The sequence below is a fragment of the Flavobacterium sp. GW821-FHT11G01 genome, from assembly GCF_058808175.1.
This window is the reverse complement of sequence record NZ_JBXARK010000005.1, coordinates 228435-247234: the sequence shown is the minus strand read 5'-3', so window position 1 is coordinate 247234 and position 18800 is coordinate 228435. Positions and strand designations below refer to the sequence as shown.

At 32.0% G+C, this 18800-nt stretch carries 18 protein-coding genes; 7 read left to right on the top strand and 11 right to left on the bottom strand.

Features of this window, described 5'->3' with window-relative positions:
* Positions 1 to 2 precede the first annotated feature (2 nt).
* From AC1RRN_RS11735 to AC1RRN_RS11715, 5 genes are all read right to left on the bottom strand, one after another.
* A complete protein-coding gene (locus AC1RRN_RS11735; protein ID WP_492967473.1) occupies positions 3 to 776 on the bottom strand; it encodes a hypothetical protein in 774 nt (257 codons plus the stop codon).
* Positions 777 to 954: 178 nt separating this feature from the next.
* Positions 955 to 3090, bottom strand: coding sequence for a polyribonucleotide nucleotidyltransferase (locus AC1RRN_RS11730; protein ID WP_492967472.1), 2136 nt, complete (start codon positions 3088 to 3090; stop codon positions 955 to 957).
* 161 nt (positions 3091 to 3251) lie between these two features.
* Complete coding sequence (gene rpsO / locus AC1RRN_RS11725; protein WP_026983900.1) at positions 3252 to 3518, bottom strand: 30S ribosomal protein S15; 267 nt, start codon at positions 3516 to 3518, stop codon at positions 3252 to 3254.
* Between the two features lie 173 nt (positions 3519 to 3691).
* A complete protein-coding gene (locus tag AC1RRN_RS11720; RefSeq protein WP_492967471.1) occupies positions 3692 to 4636 on the bottom strand; it encodes a TonB family protein in 945 nt (314 codons plus the stop codon).
* A gap of 38 nt (positions 4637 to 4674) precedes the next feature.
* Positions 4675 to 5130: a GAF domain-containing protein gene (locus AC1RRN_RS11715; RefSeq protein WP_492967470.1), complete on the bottom strand. Its 456-nt coding sequence runs from the start codon at positions 5128 to 5130 to the stop codon at positions 4675 to 4677.
* A gap of 71 nt (positions 5131 to 5201) precedes the next feature.
* Between AC1RRN_RS11715 and xrtF the strand changes: the two genes are divergently transcribed.
* The 6 genes from xrtF to AC1RRN_RS11685 all read left to right on the top strand — a co-directional run bounded on the left by xrtF (position 5202) and on the right by AC1RRN_RS11685 (position 9935).
* Positions 5202 to 5738, top strand: coding sequence for an exosortase family protein XrtF (gene xrtF, locus AC1RRN_RS11710; RefSeq protein ID WP_492967469.1), 537 nt, complete (start codon positions 5202 to 5204; stop codon positions 5736 to 5738).
* Entirely contained in the window at positions 5728 to 6174 is a 447-nt protein-coding gene (locus AC1RRN_RS11705) for an exosortase F system-associated membrane protein (RefSeq protein ID WP_492967468.1), read from the top strand. Before xrtF ends, AC1RRN_RS11705 begins: the two co-directional genes overlap by 11 nt.
* 45 nt (positions 6175 to 6219) lie before the next feature.
* Positions 6220 to 6618 (top strand): HYC_CC_PP family protein, encoded by a 399-nt coding sequence (locus AC1RRN_RS11700; RefSeq protein WP_492967467.1) that lies wholly within the window; start codon positions 6220 to 6222, stop codon positions 6616 to 6618.
* Positions 6619 to 6732: 114 nt separating this feature from the next.
* Positions 6733 to 8739 (top strand): TonB-dependent receptor plug domain-containing protein, encoded by a 2007-nt coding sequence (locus AC1RRN_RS11695; RefSeq protein WP_492967466.1) that lies wholly within the window; start codon positions 6733 to 6735, stop codon positions 8737 to 8739.
* Positions 8740 to 8777: 38 nt separating this feature from the next.
* Complete coding sequence (locus AC1RRN_RS11690) at positions 8778 to 9119, top strand: heavy-metal-associated domain-containing protein (protein WP_072970377.1); 342 nt, start codon at positions 8778 to 8780, stop codon at positions 9117 to 9119.
* Between the two features lie 132 nt (positions 9120 to 9251).
* Positions 9252 to 9935, top strand: a complete 684-nt coding sequence (locus AC1RRN_RS11685; protein ID WP_492967465.1) for a DedA family protein — start codon at positions 9252 to 9254, stop codon at positions 9933 to 9935.
* Positions 9936 to 10072: 137 nt separating this feature from the next.
* On the opposite strand, the gene rodA is transcribed toward AC1RRN_RS11685, so the two are convergent.
* The 6 genes from rodA to purH form a co-directional block, all read right to left on the bottom strand.
* Complete coding sequence (gene rodA, locus AC1RRN_RS11680; RefSeq protein ID WP_492967464.1) at positions 10073 to 11308, bottom strand: rod shape-determining protein RodA; 1236 nt, start codon at positions 11306 to 11308, stop codon at positions 10073 to 10075.
* A gap of 15 nt (positions 11309 to 11323) precedes the next feature.
* Positions 11324 to 13285: a penicillin-binding protein 2 gene (mrdA, locus tag AC1RRN_RS11675; RefSeq protein ID WP_492967463.1), complete on the bottom strand. Its 1962-nt coding sequence runs from the start codon at positions 13283 to 13285 to the stop codon at positions 11324 to 11326.
* Positions 13282 to 13788 carry a hypothetical protein gene (locus tag AC1RRN_RS11670; RefSeq protein ID WP_026983889.1) on the bottom strand — a complete coding sequence of 169 codons (507 nt, stop codon included), beginning with the start codon at positions 13786 to 13788 and terminating at the stop codon, positions 13282 to 13284. Before AC1RRN_RS11670 ends, mrdA begins: the two co-directional genes overlap by 4 nt.
* Positions 13781 to 14605 (bottom strand): rod shape-determining protein MreC, encoded by an 825-nt coding sequence (gene mreC / locus AC1RRN_RS11665; protein WP_492967462.1) that lies wholly within the window; start codon positions 14603 to 14605, stop codon positions 13781 to 13783. Before mreC ends, AC1RRN_RS11670 begins: the two co-directional genes overlap by 8 nt.
* 110 nt (positions 14606 to 14715) lie before the next feature.
* Positions 14716 to 15744 (bottom strand): rod shape-determining protein, encoded by a 1029-nt coding sequence (locus AC1RRN_RS11660; RefSeq protein ID WP_026983887.1) that lies wholly within the window; start codon positions 15742 to 15744, stop codon positions 14716 to 14718.
* Between the two features lie 55 nt (positions 15745 to 15799).
* Positions 15800 to 17326, bottom strand: a complete 1527-nt coding sequence (purH, locus tag AC1RRN_RS11655) for a bifunctional phosphoribosylaminoimidazolecarboxamide formyltransferase/IMP cyclohydrolase (RefSeq protein WP_492967461.1) — start codon at positions 17324 to 17326, stop codon at positions 15800 to 15802.
* A gap of 165 nt (positions 17327 to 17491) precedes the next feature.
* Here purH and AC1RRN_RS11650 point away from each other — a divergent pair, with 165 nt between their 5' ends.
* Positions 17492 to 18739 (top strand): ABC transporter permease, encoded by a 1248-nt coding sequence (locus AC1RRN_RS11650; protein WP_492967460.1) that lies wholly within the window; start codon positions 17492 to 17494, stop codon positions 18737 to 18739.
* Positions 18740 to 18800 lie beyond the last annotated feature (61 nt).

Genomic DNA, 18800 nt, shown 5'->3' with positions numbered 1-18800 from the left:
TTTTAATTGGATACATTATTGGAAATAGTGTTTATTTCTTTTATTAAATTTTCAATAAAAACTTTATTATCTGATTCCTCTAATCGATCATTCTTGCTGTAATAGTTTTTTATTTTGCTTTTAAACTCGGGAAAAATTTTGATTACATCACTTTTTGAACTTATTCTATAATAGACGTCTTTGTATTTTAGAATAAATTCGTTTTTCTCTTTAAACTCATCAGTACTATTTTGGTTAACGCCATCAGAAATAGTTTTGGTGTCAATTACTTTTGTCCTGCTTTTATGATGTTTAATGTAAAGGATGTTGTTTTTGGAAAAGATAATTTCCTGATAATAACCCGTCATATAGGAAGGACACGAAAGGTTGTTGTAATTTATATTAACAAATTGTTTGTCGTAAATAGTAAAACGGGCCGTTTTTTCTTTAATGACATTTATTCCCATATAATCATATTCACCAATTGGTTTACAAACCAAAACATCATTATTCACGTCGTATTTAAGTTCGACATTATAATAATCCTGATCTTCATATTTAAGAGAACCAGTGGTAAATTTTCCAGAAACATAATAACTGTGGCTATTATCCAGCGTTCTGTAGTAATTTACATGGCGAGAACCATTATATATTGCTAGATTTTCTTTGCCAATTGTATTATCAAACCAATTATTGAAAGAAGTGTTATCGTTATTTGTCTGACTGTGTGTAGTGTAAATATTTAAGAATAATCCAAATAAAATGAGGAAAATTGATCTTTTTTGATGATTTTTCAAAGGATTGTATGATTTTGATGATTTGTTTTGGTAATTTCAAAAGTATCAAAAAAATGTTACAAATTTCTTCTTTAAGTGTTAAATTGTAATATAATATCTATGTTTAAAACGAAAAACCCCAATCAAATAAATGAATTGGGGTTTTCTATGAATAAACCTTTAGTAAACTAAGATCTGATTACTCTTTTTTCTCCTCACGTGGAGGTCTTTGTAAAAGTGCTTTTCTTGACACTTTTTCTTTTTTAGTTTTAGGATCAACACCTAAGTATTTCACTTCAAATACATCACCCATGTTTACAACATCAGTAACGTTTTCAGTGCGTTCCCAAGCTAATTCAGAAACGTGTAATAAAACTTCATTTCCTGGTGCAGCAGTATATTCTACTACAGCTCCAAAATCTAACATTTTAATTACTTTAACTTCGTAAGCTTCTCCCATTTGTGGTTTAAAAGTGATTGACTTAATTTTAGCCAATACTGCTTCAATTCCAGCAGGATCTGTACCTAAGATTTCGATAACACCTTGCTCATCAACTTCGTTGATAACAATAGTTGTTCCTGTAGCTTTTTGCAATTCCTGAATTACTTTTCCACCAGGTCCAATTAATGCTCCAATAAAGTTTCCAGGAATAGTTCTGGTAATGATTTTTGGTGCATGCGCTTTTACATCAGCTCTTGGTGCAGCAATTGTCTCAGTTAATTTTCCTAAAATGTGTAAACGTCCTTCACGTGCTTGCCCTAAAGCTTGCTCCATGATGTCATAACGTAAACCATCAATTTTAATGTCCATTTGACAAGCTGTAATACCGTCAGCAGTTCCGGTTACTTTAAAGTCCATATCTCCTAAGTGATCCTCATCACCTAAAATATCAGACAATACAGCAAATTTCTCACCGTCAGTAATCAATCCCATAGCAATTCCAGAAACTGGTTTTACCATTTGAACTCCAGCATCCATCAAAGCCATTGTTCCAGCACAAACTGTTGCCATAGAAGAAGAACCATTAGATTCTAAAACTTCAGAAACAATACGAATTGTGTAAGGACAATCAGCAGGAATCATATTTTTTAATGCTCTTTGAGCTAAGTTACCGTGACCAACTTCTCTTCTTGAAGTTCCTCTTAGAGGTTTTGCTTCACCAGTTGAGAAAGGAGGGAAGTTATAGTGTAAGTAGAATTTCTCTTCACCTTGTTCAGATGGAGAATCAATTTGATTCGCTTCTCTTGAAGTTCCTAAAGTTACTGTTGCCAAAGCTTGAGTTTCTCCACGAGTAAATAAAGATGAACCGTGAACTCTTGGTAAATAATCAGTTTCACACCAGATTGGTCTGATATCTGTAGTTTTTCTACCGTCTAAACGAACGCCTAATTCTAATACTACATTACGAACAGCTTCTTTGTTTGTTTTGTAGAAATATTTAGAAACTAAATCTCCATCAGCAGCTAATTCTTCTTCAGTAAATAAAGCTTTAACTTCTTCTTTTACTTCGGCAAATGCAGCACTTCTTTCATGTTTAGCCGATCCAACTTTTGCAATAGCATAAATTTTATCGTATGCAGCAGCTTTTACTTTTTTATAGATTTCTTCGTTTTCTTTCTCACCTTCGTAAGTACGAATTTCTTTTTTACCAAAAGCAGCTTGTAAACGCAATTGCGCCTGAATTTGAACTTTAATTGCTTCGTGAGCAAATTTAATTGCTTCAACCATTTCGGCTTCTGAAATTTCTTTCATCTCTCCTTCAACCATTGCAACAGAATCCATAGAAGCACCAATCATCATATCGATATCAGATTTTTCTAAGTCTACTCGGCTTGGGTTGATAACAAATTTTCCGTCGATACGTGCAACACGAACTTCTGAAATTAAGTTATAAAAAGGGATATCTGAAACTGCTAATGCTGCAGATGCAGCTAAACCAGCTAAAGCGTCTGGCATAACTTCTTCGTCATGAGACATTAATTGAATCATAACTTGAGTTTCAGCATGGTAATCGTCTGGGAAAAGCGGACGTAAAACACGGTCAACTAATCTCATTGTTAATACTTCGCTATCACTAGGACGAGCTTCTCTTTTAAAGAAACCTCCAGGGAAACGACCTGCTGCTGCGAATTTTTCGCGGTAATCTACCGTTAATGGTAAAAAGTCAACGGCTGGGTTTGATGTGCGAGCTGAAACTGCTGTTGCAAGTATCATGGTATCGCCCATTCTTACTACTACAGAACCATCAGCTTGTTTGGCTAAACGTCCTGTCTCGATTGTGATGCTTCTGCCATCACCTAAATCGATTTTTTCTACAAATAATTGTGGAATCATAATTTTTCCTTATTGGTTATACAATGGGTTTTAGTTGTGTTGTAGTTGTTGTGTGTGTAGTTGTTGTTTCTAAAACCCAATGAAAAACCAAACTTTTTTTCTTAAAATGCTTGTAATGTAAAAACAAAAAGAGGCACTCTCGCACCTCTTTTCTATATTGATTATTTTCTGATATTCAATACTTTGATAATCTCACGATATCTGTTGATCTCTTTCTTTTTCAAGTAATCCAACAAAGCTCTTCTTTTACCTACTAGTAGTACAAGTGAACGCTCAGTGTTGTAATCGTGACGATTTTTTTTCAAGTGCTCAGTTAAGTGTGAAATTCTGTAAGTGAACAATGCAATCTGACCTTCTGCGCTTCCAGTGTTTGTTGCAGCACCGTGTTGAGCGAAAATCTCTTCTTTCTTTTCCTTAGTTAAATACATTCCAATATTATTTTAATGATTTTTATGTATGTCTTTACAACTTTTGTAAGACGGGTGCAAAATTAGTTTAAAAAAACAAAAGAATCAAACAAAAATAAAAGAATCTGAAAAAAAGACCTCAAAACTGCGATTCTTCTTTTTTCGACTGTTTTTAAATACAGTAAAATTCAAATTTATAATTTAACTGTTATAGGGATGGAGTAGAGTACGCGAACGTTAACGCCTCTTTGTTGGCCCGGAATCCAATTTTCATAACCTGTAATAACTCTTACCGCTTCTTCGTCAAGGCCATAACCTAAAGATTTTATTACTTTTGGTTCAACAATTTTACCATCCTTATCAATGACAAAGGTTACAAATATTTTTCCCACTATTCCATTTTGAATGGCTTCTCTGGTTTTTGTGAAATTTTTACCAACGTAATTATAAAAGTCCTCTATTCCTTTTTTGGGCATTGCGCGCAATTCTAAAACATTATATTCATGTTCAACTCCTAATGAATCTTTGCTTTTACCAGAAATAAAATCTCCCTTTTTATAAAGATCTGTATATTGATATTTTGTTTTGTTGTCGATTCCTGTCCACACACCATCTTTAAAGCCGTTTTTTACTTTTCCCTTTATAATTCTATTGCCCTCATTTTCTTCAAAATTTCCGTTGCCATCAATTACCAGATGTTCATTTTTAGAATTCCAATATTGGTACATAATAAAATCAGAATTAAATGTTTTTTCTGATTGTACATATTTGCCTTCTAATTTAGGGTTTCCGTTTTCATACCATTCAAAAGACTTTCCTTCTAGTCTCGATTTAAAATAATTTTCGACCGTTTTTTTATTTCCATTTTCATAATAGTAAATATATTCACCTTCTTTGCTATTTCCGTCATTTGTTTTGGATGTTCCTTCCATTTGTAGAACACCAGATTTATAATAGTCAAAAATTTTATAAGAATCTTTTTGTTTGTAATAATCCTTAACTATTCTGTAAAACTTATAATTACTTTTTGAAGTTTCTTTCCAAATAGAATCATAGTAAATAGTTTTATCCATTGCGTTTTGAGCGAAAAATAAAATTGGAATTAAAAGTAATAAGATAGTGAAATAGTATTTTTTCATAAAATGATTTAATGAAATAAATAATGAATATTTGATTCTTAAAAAAGTTTGGCAACTTCCTGATTTACAAACTCCAAAAATCTTTCGTCAGCTTCAGTAAACGGATCAATAACATGACTATCAATATCAATCTGGCCAATGTTTACTCCATCAACAAATAACGGAACCACAATTTCTGATTTTACAGTAAAGCTACAAGCAATATAATTGTCCTGAGCAGCAACGTCTGGAACAACAAAATTGGCGTTACTTTCTGCAACTTGTCCACAAATACCTTTTCCAAAAGGAATTACGGTATGATCTGTTTCAGCACCTACATAAGGACCAAGATGTAAGGTTTTATTTTCATGATTGGCAAAATAAAAGCCAACCCAGTTGTAGTATTCTACATTTTCGTTCAATAATTGACAAATTGCCAATAATTTTTCGTCTCTAACTATATTGTTATCAGCAACTATAGCGCTTATTTTTGGTTGTAATTCTTGAAATGTCATGATATAAAAATTTTATACAAAAGTATTTAAAGCTAATCTCAAAAAATACATAAATTTGAAAAAAAATTCTCTTGAAAAAATATTTAGTACAATTTAAACCTTTTCTGATTTTTATAGGCACTTTTTTTTCAGCTTATATTGTGCTGACTTTGCTTTATAAGCTTTATTTGAACAGTTTTGCTGTCAATGCTGTCGACGGAATAACTACTATTGTGAGTCATAATGTAGAGCAAATAATGCAGCTATTTAATTGTGATGTCGTTATTAAGAAAAGTGTATTGAATCCTTATTTTGAAGTTTGGTTTAATAAAAATTATACGATTAGAATTATAGAAGGTTGCAATGCAATAAGTGTCATTATTTTGTTTGTATCTTTTATAATTGCTTTTTCCGGAAAATTTAAAACGACTTTATTGTTTATATTGACAGGAAGTGTTTTGATTTACATTTTAAATGTAATTCGGATTGCAATTTTGACTGTTTTATTATTTCATTTTCCAGAAAATGAACATGTTTTACATGGAGTTTTATTTCCCTTAATTATTTATGGATTGGTTTTTATCTTATGGGTATTTTGGATTAATAAATTTTCAAAATATGCTAAGTAAAATAGCAAAACATAAGATTAAAATTCTAATCACTATATTCATTGTGATGTGTTTTGGATTGATTAGAACCTTTGAGAATCAATTATTTTATGATCCATTTCTAGATTATTTCCAGTCGGATTTCAAAAGTTTGGCATTTCCCCAAGTTGATATTTTCAAACTTTTTTATGGACTTCTGCTTAGATATTTTTTAAACACTATTTTGTCGGTAATACTTATTCATACACTGTTTCAGGGCAAAGAAATTTTAAAATTTAGCATTTTTCTTTATGTGTTTTTTTTAGTGATACTTTTGGTATTATTTTTTGTGATTCTTAATTATTTCCCTGACGGAAACTGGTTGCTTTTTTATGTTCGCCGCTTTATTATTCAACCCATATTTGTGTTGCTCTTCATTCCGGCATTTTATTATCAGCAACTAAATTCTAAAAAATAACATTTCATTAAATCTTTTCTGCGGTTTTTTAAATAGTTTTGCAGTATGAATTTAAAAAAGTGCACAGGATTATTTTTAGCGTTTCTATTGTTGGTTTCCAACATTGGGTTTGCTTTTGATGTGCATTATTGTGGAGGAGAAATTGCTTCTGTTTCCTTAAATACTTCGGCTGCAGCTGCACCTGAAAAAAGTTGTTGCGGATCGACTGAAAAAAAATCATCTTGTTGTAAAGATAAAGTAGTACACATCGAAAAGAAATCGGATAATGCTACTTTTAAGATATTCTTTTTTCAAATTGCTTTTCCAGCACTAATTCAGGAATACCAGCCAATTGCTTTTTTATCTGTTCCGAATTTTAAAAGCAATCAAATCATTTCGTATTATGCTGATGCGAATGCGCCCCCTTTATTCAAATTATATAGCCAGTATATTTTTTACTCCTGATTTTAATATTTAGAATCAAGTCTTTTTGTGGCTTGAAGTGCCCTGTTTTTAGTTTTTCCATTTGAAGATAAACCTTGAAAACAGTTTTCTAATTAATATTAAAATCATTTTTTTATGCAAAAAAATATCATGCTGTTTGGTCTGATTTTGCTTTCAGTATCTGTTTTTTCACAAGAAGATTTACAGGAAGTAAAAGTGACTAAAAAGCAAAAAGGAATAAAAAAATCTTATACCCTTACTTCCAATACAACCGTAATTACAAGTAAAGAGTTACTAAAAGCCGCTTGTTGTAACCTGGCCGAAAGTTTCGAGACAAATCCATCCATTGATGTTAATTTTTCTGATGCTTTGACAGGAACAAAACAAATAAAAATGTTAGGTCTAACAAGTCCGTATTTAATGATTACGGAAGAAAATATTCCATCAGTTCGTGGAGCTTCTCAGGCTTATGGTTTATCTTTTACACCCGGAACCTGGATTGAAAGTGTTCAGATTACAAAAGGAGCTGGAAGTGTTATTAATGGTTATGAAAGTATTTCGGGGCAAATAAATACCGAACTTTTAAAGCCTCTTAGTGATATTCCGTTTTTCCTAAATGCTTACGGATCTACAGATGCTCGTTTTGAACTGAATACACATTTCAACAAAAAAATATCTGATAAATGGGCTACAAGCTTGTTCGTTCACGGAAACACCCGCGTTGCCAAAAACGATATGAATAATGATGGATTTCTGGATAATCCGTTAGGAAAACAAATCAATGTTTTAAACCGATATCAATACTATAATCCCGAAAGTGGTTTAGTGAGTTTTATTAATTTCAGATATATGAATGATAAAAAACAAATCGGCGAAGTTGATTTTGATAAAGACAGAGATCGTGGAACAACTAATCATTGGGGTTCAGAAATCAATACCGAACGTTTTGATGTGTCGACTAAAATTGGTTATGTTTTTAAAGATATGCCTTATCAGAGTATTGGTTTTCAAAACGCTTTTAACAGTCATAATCAAAATTCTTATTTTGGTTTGAATCTGTATGATATTAAGCAGAATAGTTTTTATTCGAATTTAATTTTTAACTCGATTATAAATAATACGAAGCATAAATTTACAACAGGTTTAAATTTTACCTATGATCAATATCAGGAATTAGTGAACGTAACAGATTACAGCCGAATTGATAATTCAGTTGGAGCATTCTTTGAATACACTTATGATAATACCGATAATTTCAGTTTGATATTAGGTGGAAGAGTGGACAATCATAACCGATTAGGTTTTTTTGTAACGCCTCGTTTGCACATGAGATATAATCCCTGGGAAAATGGTGTAATTCGTTTTTCTGCCGGAAGAGGAAAGCGTTCGGCTAACATTTTTGCCGAGAATCAACAATTATTTGCAAGTTCCAGAACGTTTTCAATATTAGATAATAGTGGAAAAATTTATGGTTTGAATCCTGAAATCGCATGGAATTATGGAGTAAGCTTTTCACAGAAATTTAAGCTTTTCAATAAAAATGCCGAAGCTGGTTTTGATTTTTACAGAACCAATTTTCAAAATCAGGCTGTTGTCGATTTGATGCAAAGTCCACAAGATGTTTTGTTTTATAATTTAAAAGGAAGTTCATTTGCGAATAGTTTTCAATTGGAGTTTAATTATGAGTTAATTCACAATCTGAATTTGAGAACGGCTTACAAGTATTATGATATCCAAACAGATTATTTAAGAGGAACTTTTCAGCGCCCGTTGCAGGCCAAACATCGTTTTTTAGGAAATTTAGAATATGAAACTCCAGTGAATGATACTAAACAATGGAAGTTCGATTATACTTTTAATTGGTCAGGAGAACAACAATTGCCTTATACTGCATCGAATCCTGTTGAAGATCAATTTCCTGAATTTTCGCCTTCGTACGCGGTTATGAATATTCAGATTACAAGAGTTTTTTCGCCAGTTTTTGAAGTTTACATTGGTGGAGAAAATATTGGAAATTATAAACAGGAAAAAGCAATTTTAGGTGCAGAAGATCCATTTGGACCAAACTTTGATGCTTCAGTAGCTTACGCTCCAATTTTTGGACAAATGTATTATGCAGGATTACGTTTTAAAATAAAATAAAAATACAATATCAATTATAACACTAAATAATTAACACAATGAAGAATTTAATTTTAATTGCAATGATTACTTTTTTAGGATTTTCAGCTCAGGCTCAAACTAAAAAGAACAAGAATTTAAAATATACTACTGAAGTTAATGGTAACTGCGAGCAATGTAAAAAGCGTATCGAAAAAGCGGCTTTTAGTGTTCCGGGCGTAAAAACTGCCAGTTGGGATATTAGTTCGCATCAATTGACGGTTATTTTGAATGAAGAAAAGAGTTCGCCGGAGGATTTAAATAAAGCAATTGCTAAAGTAGGTCACGATACGAAAGAAGTAAAAGCAACTCAGACAGATTATGATAATTTGCACACATGTTGTAAGTACGAAAGGGATTAATATTTTTTAGAAAGCCAAGCCAATGCTTGGCTTTCCTTATCGTTAATTTATCTTTAAAATGCCGTAATTTATTGTGGTTAAACTAAATTATTCTTACTTTCACAAACTTATAAATGTAACCAAACTCATTTTATGAATAATTTTGATTGGACTCAATTAGTCAACCCTGAATTTTATATAACTTTAAGTATCGGAGGTTTTCAAATTGGTTTATACATAGTGCTGTTTATCGTTTTTGCTGAAACAGGACTTTTCGCAGGTTTTTTTCTTCCCGGAGACAGTTTGCTTTTTTTATCAGGGATTTATAGCCGCGATTTAATTCAAAATGTTGTTTATATTCCAAGTGATTTTATCAATGTTTTTTTACTTTCAACTTTAGTTGGAATAATGGGTGTTTTTGGAAACATGACCGGATATTGGTTTGGTGCTAAGAGTGGTTATTATCTGTTTAAAAAAGAAGATACTTTTTGGTTCAAGAAAAAGTATTTATTGCAATCAAAAGACTTTTTTGAAAAGTACGGAGGAAAGGCAATTATCTACGCTCGTTTTCTTCCAATTTTTAGAACTTTCGCGCCAATTATTGCAGGAATAGTTTCAATGGATAAAAAGAAATTTATGTTCTATAATATATTAAGTTCATTTTTATGGTCTTTTGTATTGATCTTTTCAGGACATTATTTATACGGGGTTTTCCTTGAACATGGCATCGATTTAAAAGAACATATTGAAGTCATAGTAATTGGAATCATAATATTATCGACATTCCCGGTTTTCTTAAAGCTTATTAAAAAGAGAACAACAAGTGAAAAAATATAATAAATAAAAAAAGGCCGAAGTTTTAAACTTCGGCCTTTTTTTATGTCTATAGAGAACCGAAGTTCTTTTGTAGTGGTAATAATTCAAAAGTATTCTAAATTCATTTTATTGGATTTTAAATATTGAATTATTGAGAACTACCATTCATTTACTTTGTTGGCATCCATTTTTAAGAAGATAAACAGTAATATAGTGAATCCCCAGAGTCCGGAACCTCCATAAGAAAAGAAGGGTAGTGGTACTCCAATTGTTGGAAAAATTCCGATAACCATTGCAATGTTTACAAAAAAGTGTGTGAATAAAATAGCTGCAACACAATAACCATAAACTCTGCTGAATTTTGTTTTCTGTCTTTCGGCCAAATAAATTACACGTAAAAACAGACCAACGAAAAGTGCAATCACTACAAGTGAACCAACAAATCCCCATTCTTCACCAACTGTTGTAAAAATGTAATCCGTATGTTGTTCAGGTACAAATCCGCCTTTAGTTTGAGTTCCTTCCAGAAAACCTTTGCCAAGCCAGCCTCCTGACCCAATTGCAATTTCTGACTGATTGGTGTTGTATCCGATACCTTTCATATCGACTGTTTTACCTAATAAAATATTAAAACGGTCTCTATGGTGTTGTTTAAAAACGTTATCAAAAACATAATCTACAGATAGAACAAAAGCTGAAATACCAACTAGTAATATACCGCTTAAAATTATATTTCTGTCTACGACTCTTCCTTTAAAATGAATAATCATTAATACACCTAAAGCGATTAGTATAACTACATAAGGCTCTAATACAAGTGTCAGGACAAATAATAAAATGGTGATAAAACCTGTCCAGACATACCATGATGGCAAACCTTCTCTATATAATACAATAATAAAAATACTATAGATAAGGGCACTTCCCGGATCGGGTTGAGGTAAAATTAACAATACAGGTAAAAAAACAATTGCTAAAGCCTGAATTTGCCTGTTTACGTCTTTTAGATTTATTTGAGTGTCACTTAAATATTTGGCTAATGCCAATGAAGTTGCAGCTTTTGCAAACTCTGAAGGTTGTAATGTAAAGCTTCCTATAGCGTACCAGCATCTTTGGCCGGCTATAGTTTTTCCAAAAACAAATAATCCCGCTAATGATAATAACGAAACTCCAAAAATAATACTAGCGTATTTTTCGTAAAACTTTCCATCAACAAAAAGGACAACAAATATTAAAGGTATAGTACAACCAATAAAAATTAGTTGTTTTTGATAAGTTCCTTCTGTCGACAGCAATGATGAAGAATAAATATTCAGCCACCCTAATGTTACTAACGCAGTATAGATAAAAACACTTATCCAGTCAATGTTATTTTTTACACTTTGATTTTTCATTTGAAATAATCTTTGTTAGTTTTCTGTAGTGTCTACGGTTGTTTTTTTAATTTCGCTCTTTGGATTTACTGCTTTTGGAGCGATAATTTTAGCTTTTAAAACGGAGTCTTTTGGCGTTGATTCAATAGCGCTCGCTTCATTCATTCCTCCTAATTTTGCATATTCAACAGCTAAACTTTTGTTTAAAACTCTTGTTTCTAAATCAGTTCTGGTGATCTTCTTCCTAAGATATTTTTCAATCATTAAACTGGCAATCGGACCAGCAACAGTTGCACCAAAACCTCCATTTTCAATCATAATGGCAATAGCAATTTTTGGATTATCTTTTGGAGCAAAAGCCACAAAAATAGAGTGGTCTTTTAATTTTGTTCTTACGCCATCAATTTTTGCGAAGTTCTCAGCGGTACCAGTTTTTCCACAAATATCAATTCCTTCTACTTTAAGAGCATAAGCTGTTCCTTTATTATATACATCAAATAAACCTGCTATAACCGGTGGAAAATACTTTTTGTCAATAGTAGTTTCGTGTTTGGTAGTAAATTTGGCATCGATCTTTTTGCCTTCAATTTTTTTAATGATATGAGGCGTGTAATAATAACCTTGATTGGCAACTGTCGCCATCATATTGGCAAGCTGAATAGGCGTCATTAAAACCTCTCCCTGACCAATAGCATTCGATACAATTGTTGTGCTTCTCCATCCTCCATTCGGATATATTTTTTTATACGTTTTAGAAGTTGGAATGTTTCCTTTTTTACCGGTTGGTAAATCATATCCCATAAATTGACCTAAACCAAAACTCTTTACGTGATCGCTCCAAACATCTACTGCTTTTGCCGGATTGTTATATTTGTTAATAGTTAACATGTAAGACTGAGCAAAATAGGTGTTACAAGAATTATAAATCCCATTATTTAATTGGTGTGGTCCAAAACCGTGACATTTCATAAAACGCCCTCTTCCGTAACTAAAACCGTGGTGACACATAAAAGTGGTGTGCTCATCAATAACGCCTTCCTGAAGCGCAACCAATCCTGTTAAGATTTTAAAAGGTGATCCCGGAGGATATTCTGCTAAAAGCCCTCTGTCGTATAGAGGTTTTGCAATCGAATCGTGATACAAAAGTGTGTAGTTTTTAGATCTTTGTCTTCCAACCAAAATTCCCGGATCATAAGATGGAGCTGTAACCAATGCTAAGATTTCACCGCTTTTAGGCTCAATGGCAACTATTCCACCTCTTTTATTAATCATTAATTCTTCGCCATACTTTTGAAGTTCAGCATCAATAGTTAAATTAATGTCTTCTCCAGCAACTGCAATGGTATCGTATTTTCCTTCTTTATAAGAACCAATTTCTCTGTTGTATTTATCTTTCTGAATGTATTTTACACCTTTTATTCCGCGTAAAATTTCTTCATAACTTTCTTCAACACCTTGTTTTCCAATTAAATCCCCGCTATTATAATAAGGGTTTTTGGCAATCAATCTTTCGTTTACCTGAGTAATGAATCCGAAAATGTTAGCTCCATAATCGACTTCATAATCACGAAGGGATCTTTTCTGGAAATAAAATCCTTCGAACTTTCTGATTTTCTCCTGAAAAGCAGCAAATTCACTTTTGTTTAATTGCGATAAAAAGACAGAAGGTAATCTAGGGCTATATACTCTTGCTTTGGCAATTCTTTTTTCGTAATCTTCTTTTGTGATATTTAATAAGGTACAAAATTCATCAACATTAAGATCTTCTTTAATGTCGCGTGGAATAACCATAATATCATAAGAAGCCTGATTAGCAACTAATAATTTGCCATTTCTGTCATAAATATAACCTCTTTCAGGATAGTCATACTGTTTTTTTATTGCGTTATTTTCTGATTTTAATTTAAATGAATCATCAATAATTTGCAAATAAAATACCCTGATCACCAGCAAAGATGCTGCGATAATAATTAAAGAGGGCAGCAAAACTTTTCTCATCGTTTATTGGGCTTAATAAGATATATGATTATGATTGAAATAATTATTGTAAATATGGTGCTAAACAGAGTTCGGAGTAAAATATCCCAAATAAATTTAAACTGAAAAGCTTCGAGAGTAAATAATATAATGTGATGCAATAAAACAGAGACTAGAATAAACGAAAAACGTTCAGGTGTTAAAGACTCATTTAGTTTTATCGTTTGATATTCGTAACTTAGTCCAAATGAAAATTTAAAAATATAAGGTCTGTAATATGCTAAAATAACACATGCAGTTGCATGAATTCCCCCCGAATTACAAAACATATCCATTGTAAGACCAAGTAAAAAACTTGAAATTATTAAGCCTGACCTGTTACTATTTACAGGATAAAGTATAATGTATAGAATGTACGGAAAAGGACTTATATATCCTAAAAAATTCATATTATTAAAAATAACAATCTGAATTGCCAGTAACATAATAAATCGAAAAATATTGACTAACAATGCGCTATTCATCTTTTTCCTTTTTTTCTAAATTAATAAGTTCGTCTCTGTCTTTACTCTTAATGATGTAAACATGTCCAAGGTTTGTCATGTCGTTAAATAGCTTAACGTTTATAACGTAGTAACTTGTTTTGTTTTTGATGTATATTTTATCAACGGTTCCAATATTGATACCTTCAGGAAAAATAACAGATTGGCCTCCGGTTACAATAGTATCTCCTTTTTTGATCGAAGCCAGCCTCGGAACATCTTCTAATTGAACAAATCCAGTGCTTTTTCCATCCCAGGTTAATGAACCAAAGTGATTTGATTTTTTGATTTTCGCATTGATTTGCGATTTCATATTCAAAATACTAACCACTGTTGAATATCTTGGTGATGTATTGTCTACAACTCCAATAATTCCCAAACTATTGATTACTCCCATATCTGATTTAATTCCGTCATTTGCTCCGGAATTTAATGTAATATAGTTTTCATGTCTGTTATAAGAGTTGTGAATTACTTTTGAAACAATAATGTCAGCAGGTTTTACTCCTTTTATGCTGTCTGGCATTGGTAATTTTGTAGTGTCCTCTTTATTGAACAATAGACTTTTTAATCTTGCGTTTTCAAGTACAAGTTCGTCGTTTTCAGTTCTTAAATTCAAATATTCATTAACATGATTGATTTTTTCATAAACACCTCCGCTTAAAAAATTAGCTGAGCTGATTACTTTGCTTCTATGATAGGAATGCGATTGAATTGAGAGAGCCAACGAAATACCTAAAAGCAGCAAAAACAGCAATCGATTACTGTTTCTTATAATAAAATTAAAAATTTGCTGCATTTCTTGTTTGGTTATTTTGTTTCAGGATATGCTTTTTGGTTTCCAAATTTATTAGAGTCAAATTTGATTATTTGACTCTAATAAAAAAATTATTGGTTATTATTTGAATCTTATTTAATTAAGATGCTTTTAAATTTTGCAATGTTTTTCAATGCCATTCCGGTTCCGCGAACAACTGCTCTTAAAGGATCCTCGGCAATGTAAACAGGTAAGTCTGTTTTTAATGAAATACGTTTGTCAAGACCTCTCAACATAGATCCACCACCAGCTAAGTAAATACCTGTATTGTAGATATCGGCAGCTAATTCAGGAGGGGTTTGCGATAAAGTCTCCATTACAGCATCTTCTATACGCTGAATTGATTTGTCTAATGCTTTTGCAATTTCGCGATATGATACATCTACTTGCTTTGGTTTACCAGTAAGTAAATCTCTACCCTGAACTGACATATCTTCAGGAGGACCATCTAAATCTTCGATAGCAGCTCCAATTTGAATTTTAATTTTTTCAGCAGTACTTTCTCCAACAAAAAGGTTGTGTTGTGTACGCATATAATAAACGATATCATTTGTGAAAACGTCACCTGCAATTTTTACAGATTTATCACATACAATTCCGCCTAATGCAATTACAGCAATTTCAGTTGTACCACCTCCAATATCAACAATCATATTTCCTTTTGGTTGCATGATATCGATACCAATACCAATTGCTGCTGCCATTGGCTCATGAATTAAATAAACTTCTTTCCCGTTTACTCTTTCACAAGACTCTTTTACAGCTCTCATCTCAACCTCAGTAATTCCAGAAGGAATACATACTACCATACGCAAAGCTGGAGTAAACATTCTTTTTTTCAATGCTGGAATACTCTTAATGAACATATTGATCATTTTTTCTGAAGCATCAAAATCGGCAATTACACCATCCTTCAAAGGCCTTATGGTCTTGATGTTTTCATGCGTTTTACCTTGCATCATGTTGGCTTCTTTACCAACGGCAATGATTTTGCCTGATATTCTGTCACGTGCAACGATTGACGGACTATCAATAACAACTTTATCATTATGAATGATTAAAGTGTTTGCGGTACCAAGGTCTATCGCAATATCCTCGGTCATGAAATCAAAAAATCCCATAAGTTTTTTAGGGGTTTAAAATGTTATAAATAATTATCGAACAAAGTTAAACAAATTAATGTTTAAAATGACGTGTTCCTGTAAATACCATTGCAAGATTATTTTCATTGCAATAATTGATGCTTAATTCATCTTTTATCGATCCTCCTGGTTGAATTACAGCTGTAATTCCTGCTTTTTTAGCTAGTTCTACACAATCCGGAAAAGGAAAAAATGCATCACTTGCCATTGAAGCTCCTGTTAAATCAAATCCGAAAGCTTTTGCTTTATCAACTGCCTGCATCAAAGCATCAACTCTTGATGTCTGACCAGTTCCTGATGAAATTAAAGTTCCGTTTTTAGCAAATACGATTGTATTTGATTTTGTGTTTTTACAAATTTTAGAAGCAAAAATTAAATCTTCTATCTCTTGTACAGTTGGCTCTGTAATGGTAACGGTTTTTAAATGCTCTTTAGTATCTGTAATATTATTTCTATCCTGAATTAACAAACCATTAAGACATGTTCTTACTTGTCTTGAAGGCAATTCAACTTCATTCTGAACTAATATAATTCTATTTTTCTTTTCTTGCAAAACAGCAATTGCATCATCATCATAACTTGGCGCAATTACAACTTCACAGAATAATTTGTTGATTTCTTGTGCTGTAGCTAAGTCTATTTTAGTATTTGCAATCAAAACTCCACCAAAAGCAGAAGTAGGATCACAAGCCAAAGCTGCTAAATAAGCTTCGCTAATTGTTTTTCTTGAAGCTAAACCGCACGCGTTATTGTGTTTTAAAATAGCAAATGTTGGTCCGTCAGTTTTAAATTCGTTAATTAAATTTACCGCAGCATCAACATCTAATAAGTTGTTGTAAGATAATTCTTTTCCGTGAACTTTTTTGAACATTGCATCAAAATCTCCAAAGAAAAATCCTTTTTGGTGTGGGTTTTCGCCATATCTTAATACTTGTCCATCTGCAATGCTTTCTTTATAAATGGTTTCATCTGTGTTGAAATAATTGAAGATAGCACCATCATAGTGAGAAGAAACGTGGAATGCTTTTGTAGCAAGTAACCTTCTGTTTTCTAATGTTGTTGCGCCATTTTGCTCTGTAATTAAATCTAAAAGCAAGCTGTATTCATTTACTGAAGCTACAATTACGGTGTCTTTGAAGTTTTTTGCACCGGCACGAATCAATGAAATTCCACCAATATCAATTTTTTCAATAATATCTTGTTCACTTGCACCAGAAGCAACTGTTTTTTCAAAAGGATATAAATCAACAATGACTAAATCAATCTGCGGAATATCAAATTCTTTCATTTGCTGAACATCGCTTTCATTATCCTGACGATTTAAAATTCCACCAAAAATTTTCGGATGTAAGGTTTTTACTCTTCCTCCAAGAATTTCAGGAAATGAAGTTATATCTTCTACAGGAACTACAGGAATTCCAAGATTTTTTATGAAATCTTCTGTTCCTCCAGTTGAATAAAGTGTTACATTTTGTTCATGTAATTTTCTAACGATTGGCTCTAGTCCATCTTTCGAAAAAACAGATATTAATGCTGATTGTATTGTTTTAGTTGTGCTCATTGTGTAGTTATGATTTTCAGACTGCAAAAGTAGTTTTTTTAAATATTATTTTAAAGAAAATTAATGTAACATTATCTTAAAAAAAACTACTGATGAGTAAGTTAACTTTTATTAGGTTTTTGATTTTAATTTATTGAATTTTACTTTATTGAAAAATACGAAAATATGCTACTTTATTTAAGATTATTAAAGGAAAGTCTGAGCTTTGCCATAAATGCTTTGCGAAATAACAAATTGCGTACATTATTGTCGTTGTTAGGAGTTACAATTGGTATTTTTTCGATTATTGCTGTTTTGGCTGCTGTTGATTCTCTTGATCGTAAAATTTCGAAAGACTTAAGCAGCTTAGATAAAAATACAATTTATTTAATGAAATTTTGCTTTGGACCTTCTGAAATTCCACAATGGAAAAGAGAACAATTTCCAAATGTTAAATATGATGAATATATCGCTTTAAAAAACTCTCTTAATAATACAGATCAGGTAGGTTATCAGCTCTTTGTAAATAGAGAAAGTTTAAAATATGATTCAAAAACTGTTGCCGATGTAAATATGGTTCCTTCTTCTTATGAAATGGTTGATATTGATGGATTAACTTTTGATAAGGGAAGATTTTATACCGAATCTGAATCTAATTCCGGATCACCAGTAATAGTTTTAGGATATGAAATTGCAAATGGACTTTTTGGATCTGATGATCCAATCGGAAAAAGTATTCGTTTGTATGGACAACGTTTTACTGTTATTGGCGTTATGACAAAACAGGGTGCTGGTTTTTTTGGAGATAGTAATGATACATCAGTTTATTTTCCGGCTAATTTTTTACGAAGAATGTATGGTGATAGTGATGCTATGACACCTGTAATTGTTTTAAAGCCTGTAAAAGGAATTGATATGGATGCTTATAAAGCTGAAGTAGCACAGAAATTAAGAGCTATTCGCGGAATGAAAGCGGGTGAAATCGATAATTTCTTTGTTAATGTACTTTCAGGATTTACAGATTTTATAGACGGAATTTTAGGTCAGATGAATGTTGTGGGATGGATTATAAGCGGATTTTCTCTTTTAGTAGGAGGTTTCGGAATTGCTAATATTATGTTCGTTTCAGTAAAAGAACGAACGAATTTAATTGGAATCCAAAAATCACTCGGAGCTAAAAATCGTTTTATATTATTTCAATTTTTGTTTGAAGCAATAATTCTTTCTGTTATCGGAGGAATAATTGGACTTATTATGGTTTGGGGAATTGCATTGATTTTAACAAAAGTGCTTGATTTCGAATTTGTTTTAAGTTTTGGAAATATAATCTTAGGAACTACGTTAGCAGCTATTATAGGATTAATATCCGGAATTCTTCCGGCAATTTCTGCAGCCAATTTGGATCCGGTAGAGGCGATTCGAACAGGGATGTAGTATGTTTTCTTTTTGTGTTATTAGTTGTGATTTTTTTAAAGGAATAGATAATTAGATACTT

What these genes read in the sequence shown, in the direction of transcription:
- AC1RRN_RS11685 (WP_492967465.1), top strand. Translation starts at nt 9,252, where the DNA reads ATGAATAATTTTGATTGGACTCAATTAGTCAACCCTGAATTTTATATA.
- rodA (WP_492967464.1), bottom strand. Translation starts at nt 11,308, where the DNA reads ATGAAAAATCAAAGTGTAAAAAATAACATTGACTGGATAAGTGTTTTT.
- purH (WP_492967461.1), bottom strand. Translation starts at nt 17,326, where the DNA reads ATGAGCACAACTAAAACAATACAATCAGCATTAATATCTGTTTTTTCG.
- AC1RRN_RS11690 (WP_072970377.1), top strand. Translation starts at nt 8,778, where the DNA reads ATGAAGAATTTAATTTTAATTGCAATGATTACTTTTTTAGGATTTTCA.
- AC1RRN_RS11660 (WP_026983887.1), bottom strand. Translation starts at nt 15,744, where the DNA reads ATGGGATTTTTTGATTTCATGACCGAGGATATTGCGATAGACCTTGGT.
- AC1RRN_RS11700 (WP_492967467.1), top strand. Translation starts at nt 6,220, where the DNA reads ATGAATTTAAAAAAGTGCACAGGATTATTTTTAGCGTTTCTATTGTTG.
- AC1RRN_RS11730 (WP_492967472.1), bottom strand. Translation starts at nt 3,090, where the DNA reads ATGATTCCACAATTATTTGTAGAAAAAATCGATTTAGGTGATGGCAGA.
- AC1RRN_RS11650 (WP_492967460.1), top strand. Translation starts at nt 17,492, where the DNA reads ATGCTACTTTATTTAAGATTATTAAAGGAAAGTCTGAGCTTTGCCATA.
- mrdA (WP_492967463.1), bottom strand. Translation starts at nt 13,285, where the DNA reads ATGAGAAAAGTTTTGCTGCCCTCTTTAATTATTATCGCAGCATCTTTG.
- AC1RRN_RS11715 (WP_492967470.1), bottom strand. Translation starts at nt 5,130, where the DNA reads ATGACATTTCAAGAATTACAACCAAAAATAAGCGCTATAGTTGCTGAT.
- AC1RRN_RS11720 (WP_492967471.1), bottom strand. Translation starts at nt 4,636, where the DNA reads ATGAAAAAATACTATTTCACTATCTTATTACTTTTAATTCCAATTTTA.
- AC1RRN_RS11695 (WP_492967466.1), top strand. Translation starts at nt 6,733, where the DNA reads ATGCAAAAAAATATCATGCTGTTTGGTCTGATTTTGCTTTCAGTATCT.
- rpsO (WP_026983900.1), bottom strand. Translation starts at nt 3,518, where the DNA reads ATGTATTTAACTAAGGAAAAGAAAGAAGAGATTTTCGCTCAACACGGT.
- AC1RRN_RS11670 (WP_026983889.1), bottom strand. Translation starts at nt 13,788, where the DNA reads ATGAATAGCGCATTGTTAGTCAATATTTTTCGATTTATTATGTTACTG.
- AC1RRN_RS11705 (WP_492967468.1), top strand. Translation starts at nt 5,728, where the DNA reads ATGCTAAGTAAAATAGCAAAACATAAGATTAAAATTCTAATCACTATA.
- mreC (WP_492967462.1), bottom strand. Translation starts at nt 14,605, where the DNA reads ATGCAGCAAATTTTTAATTTTATTATAAGAAACAGTAATCGATTGCTG.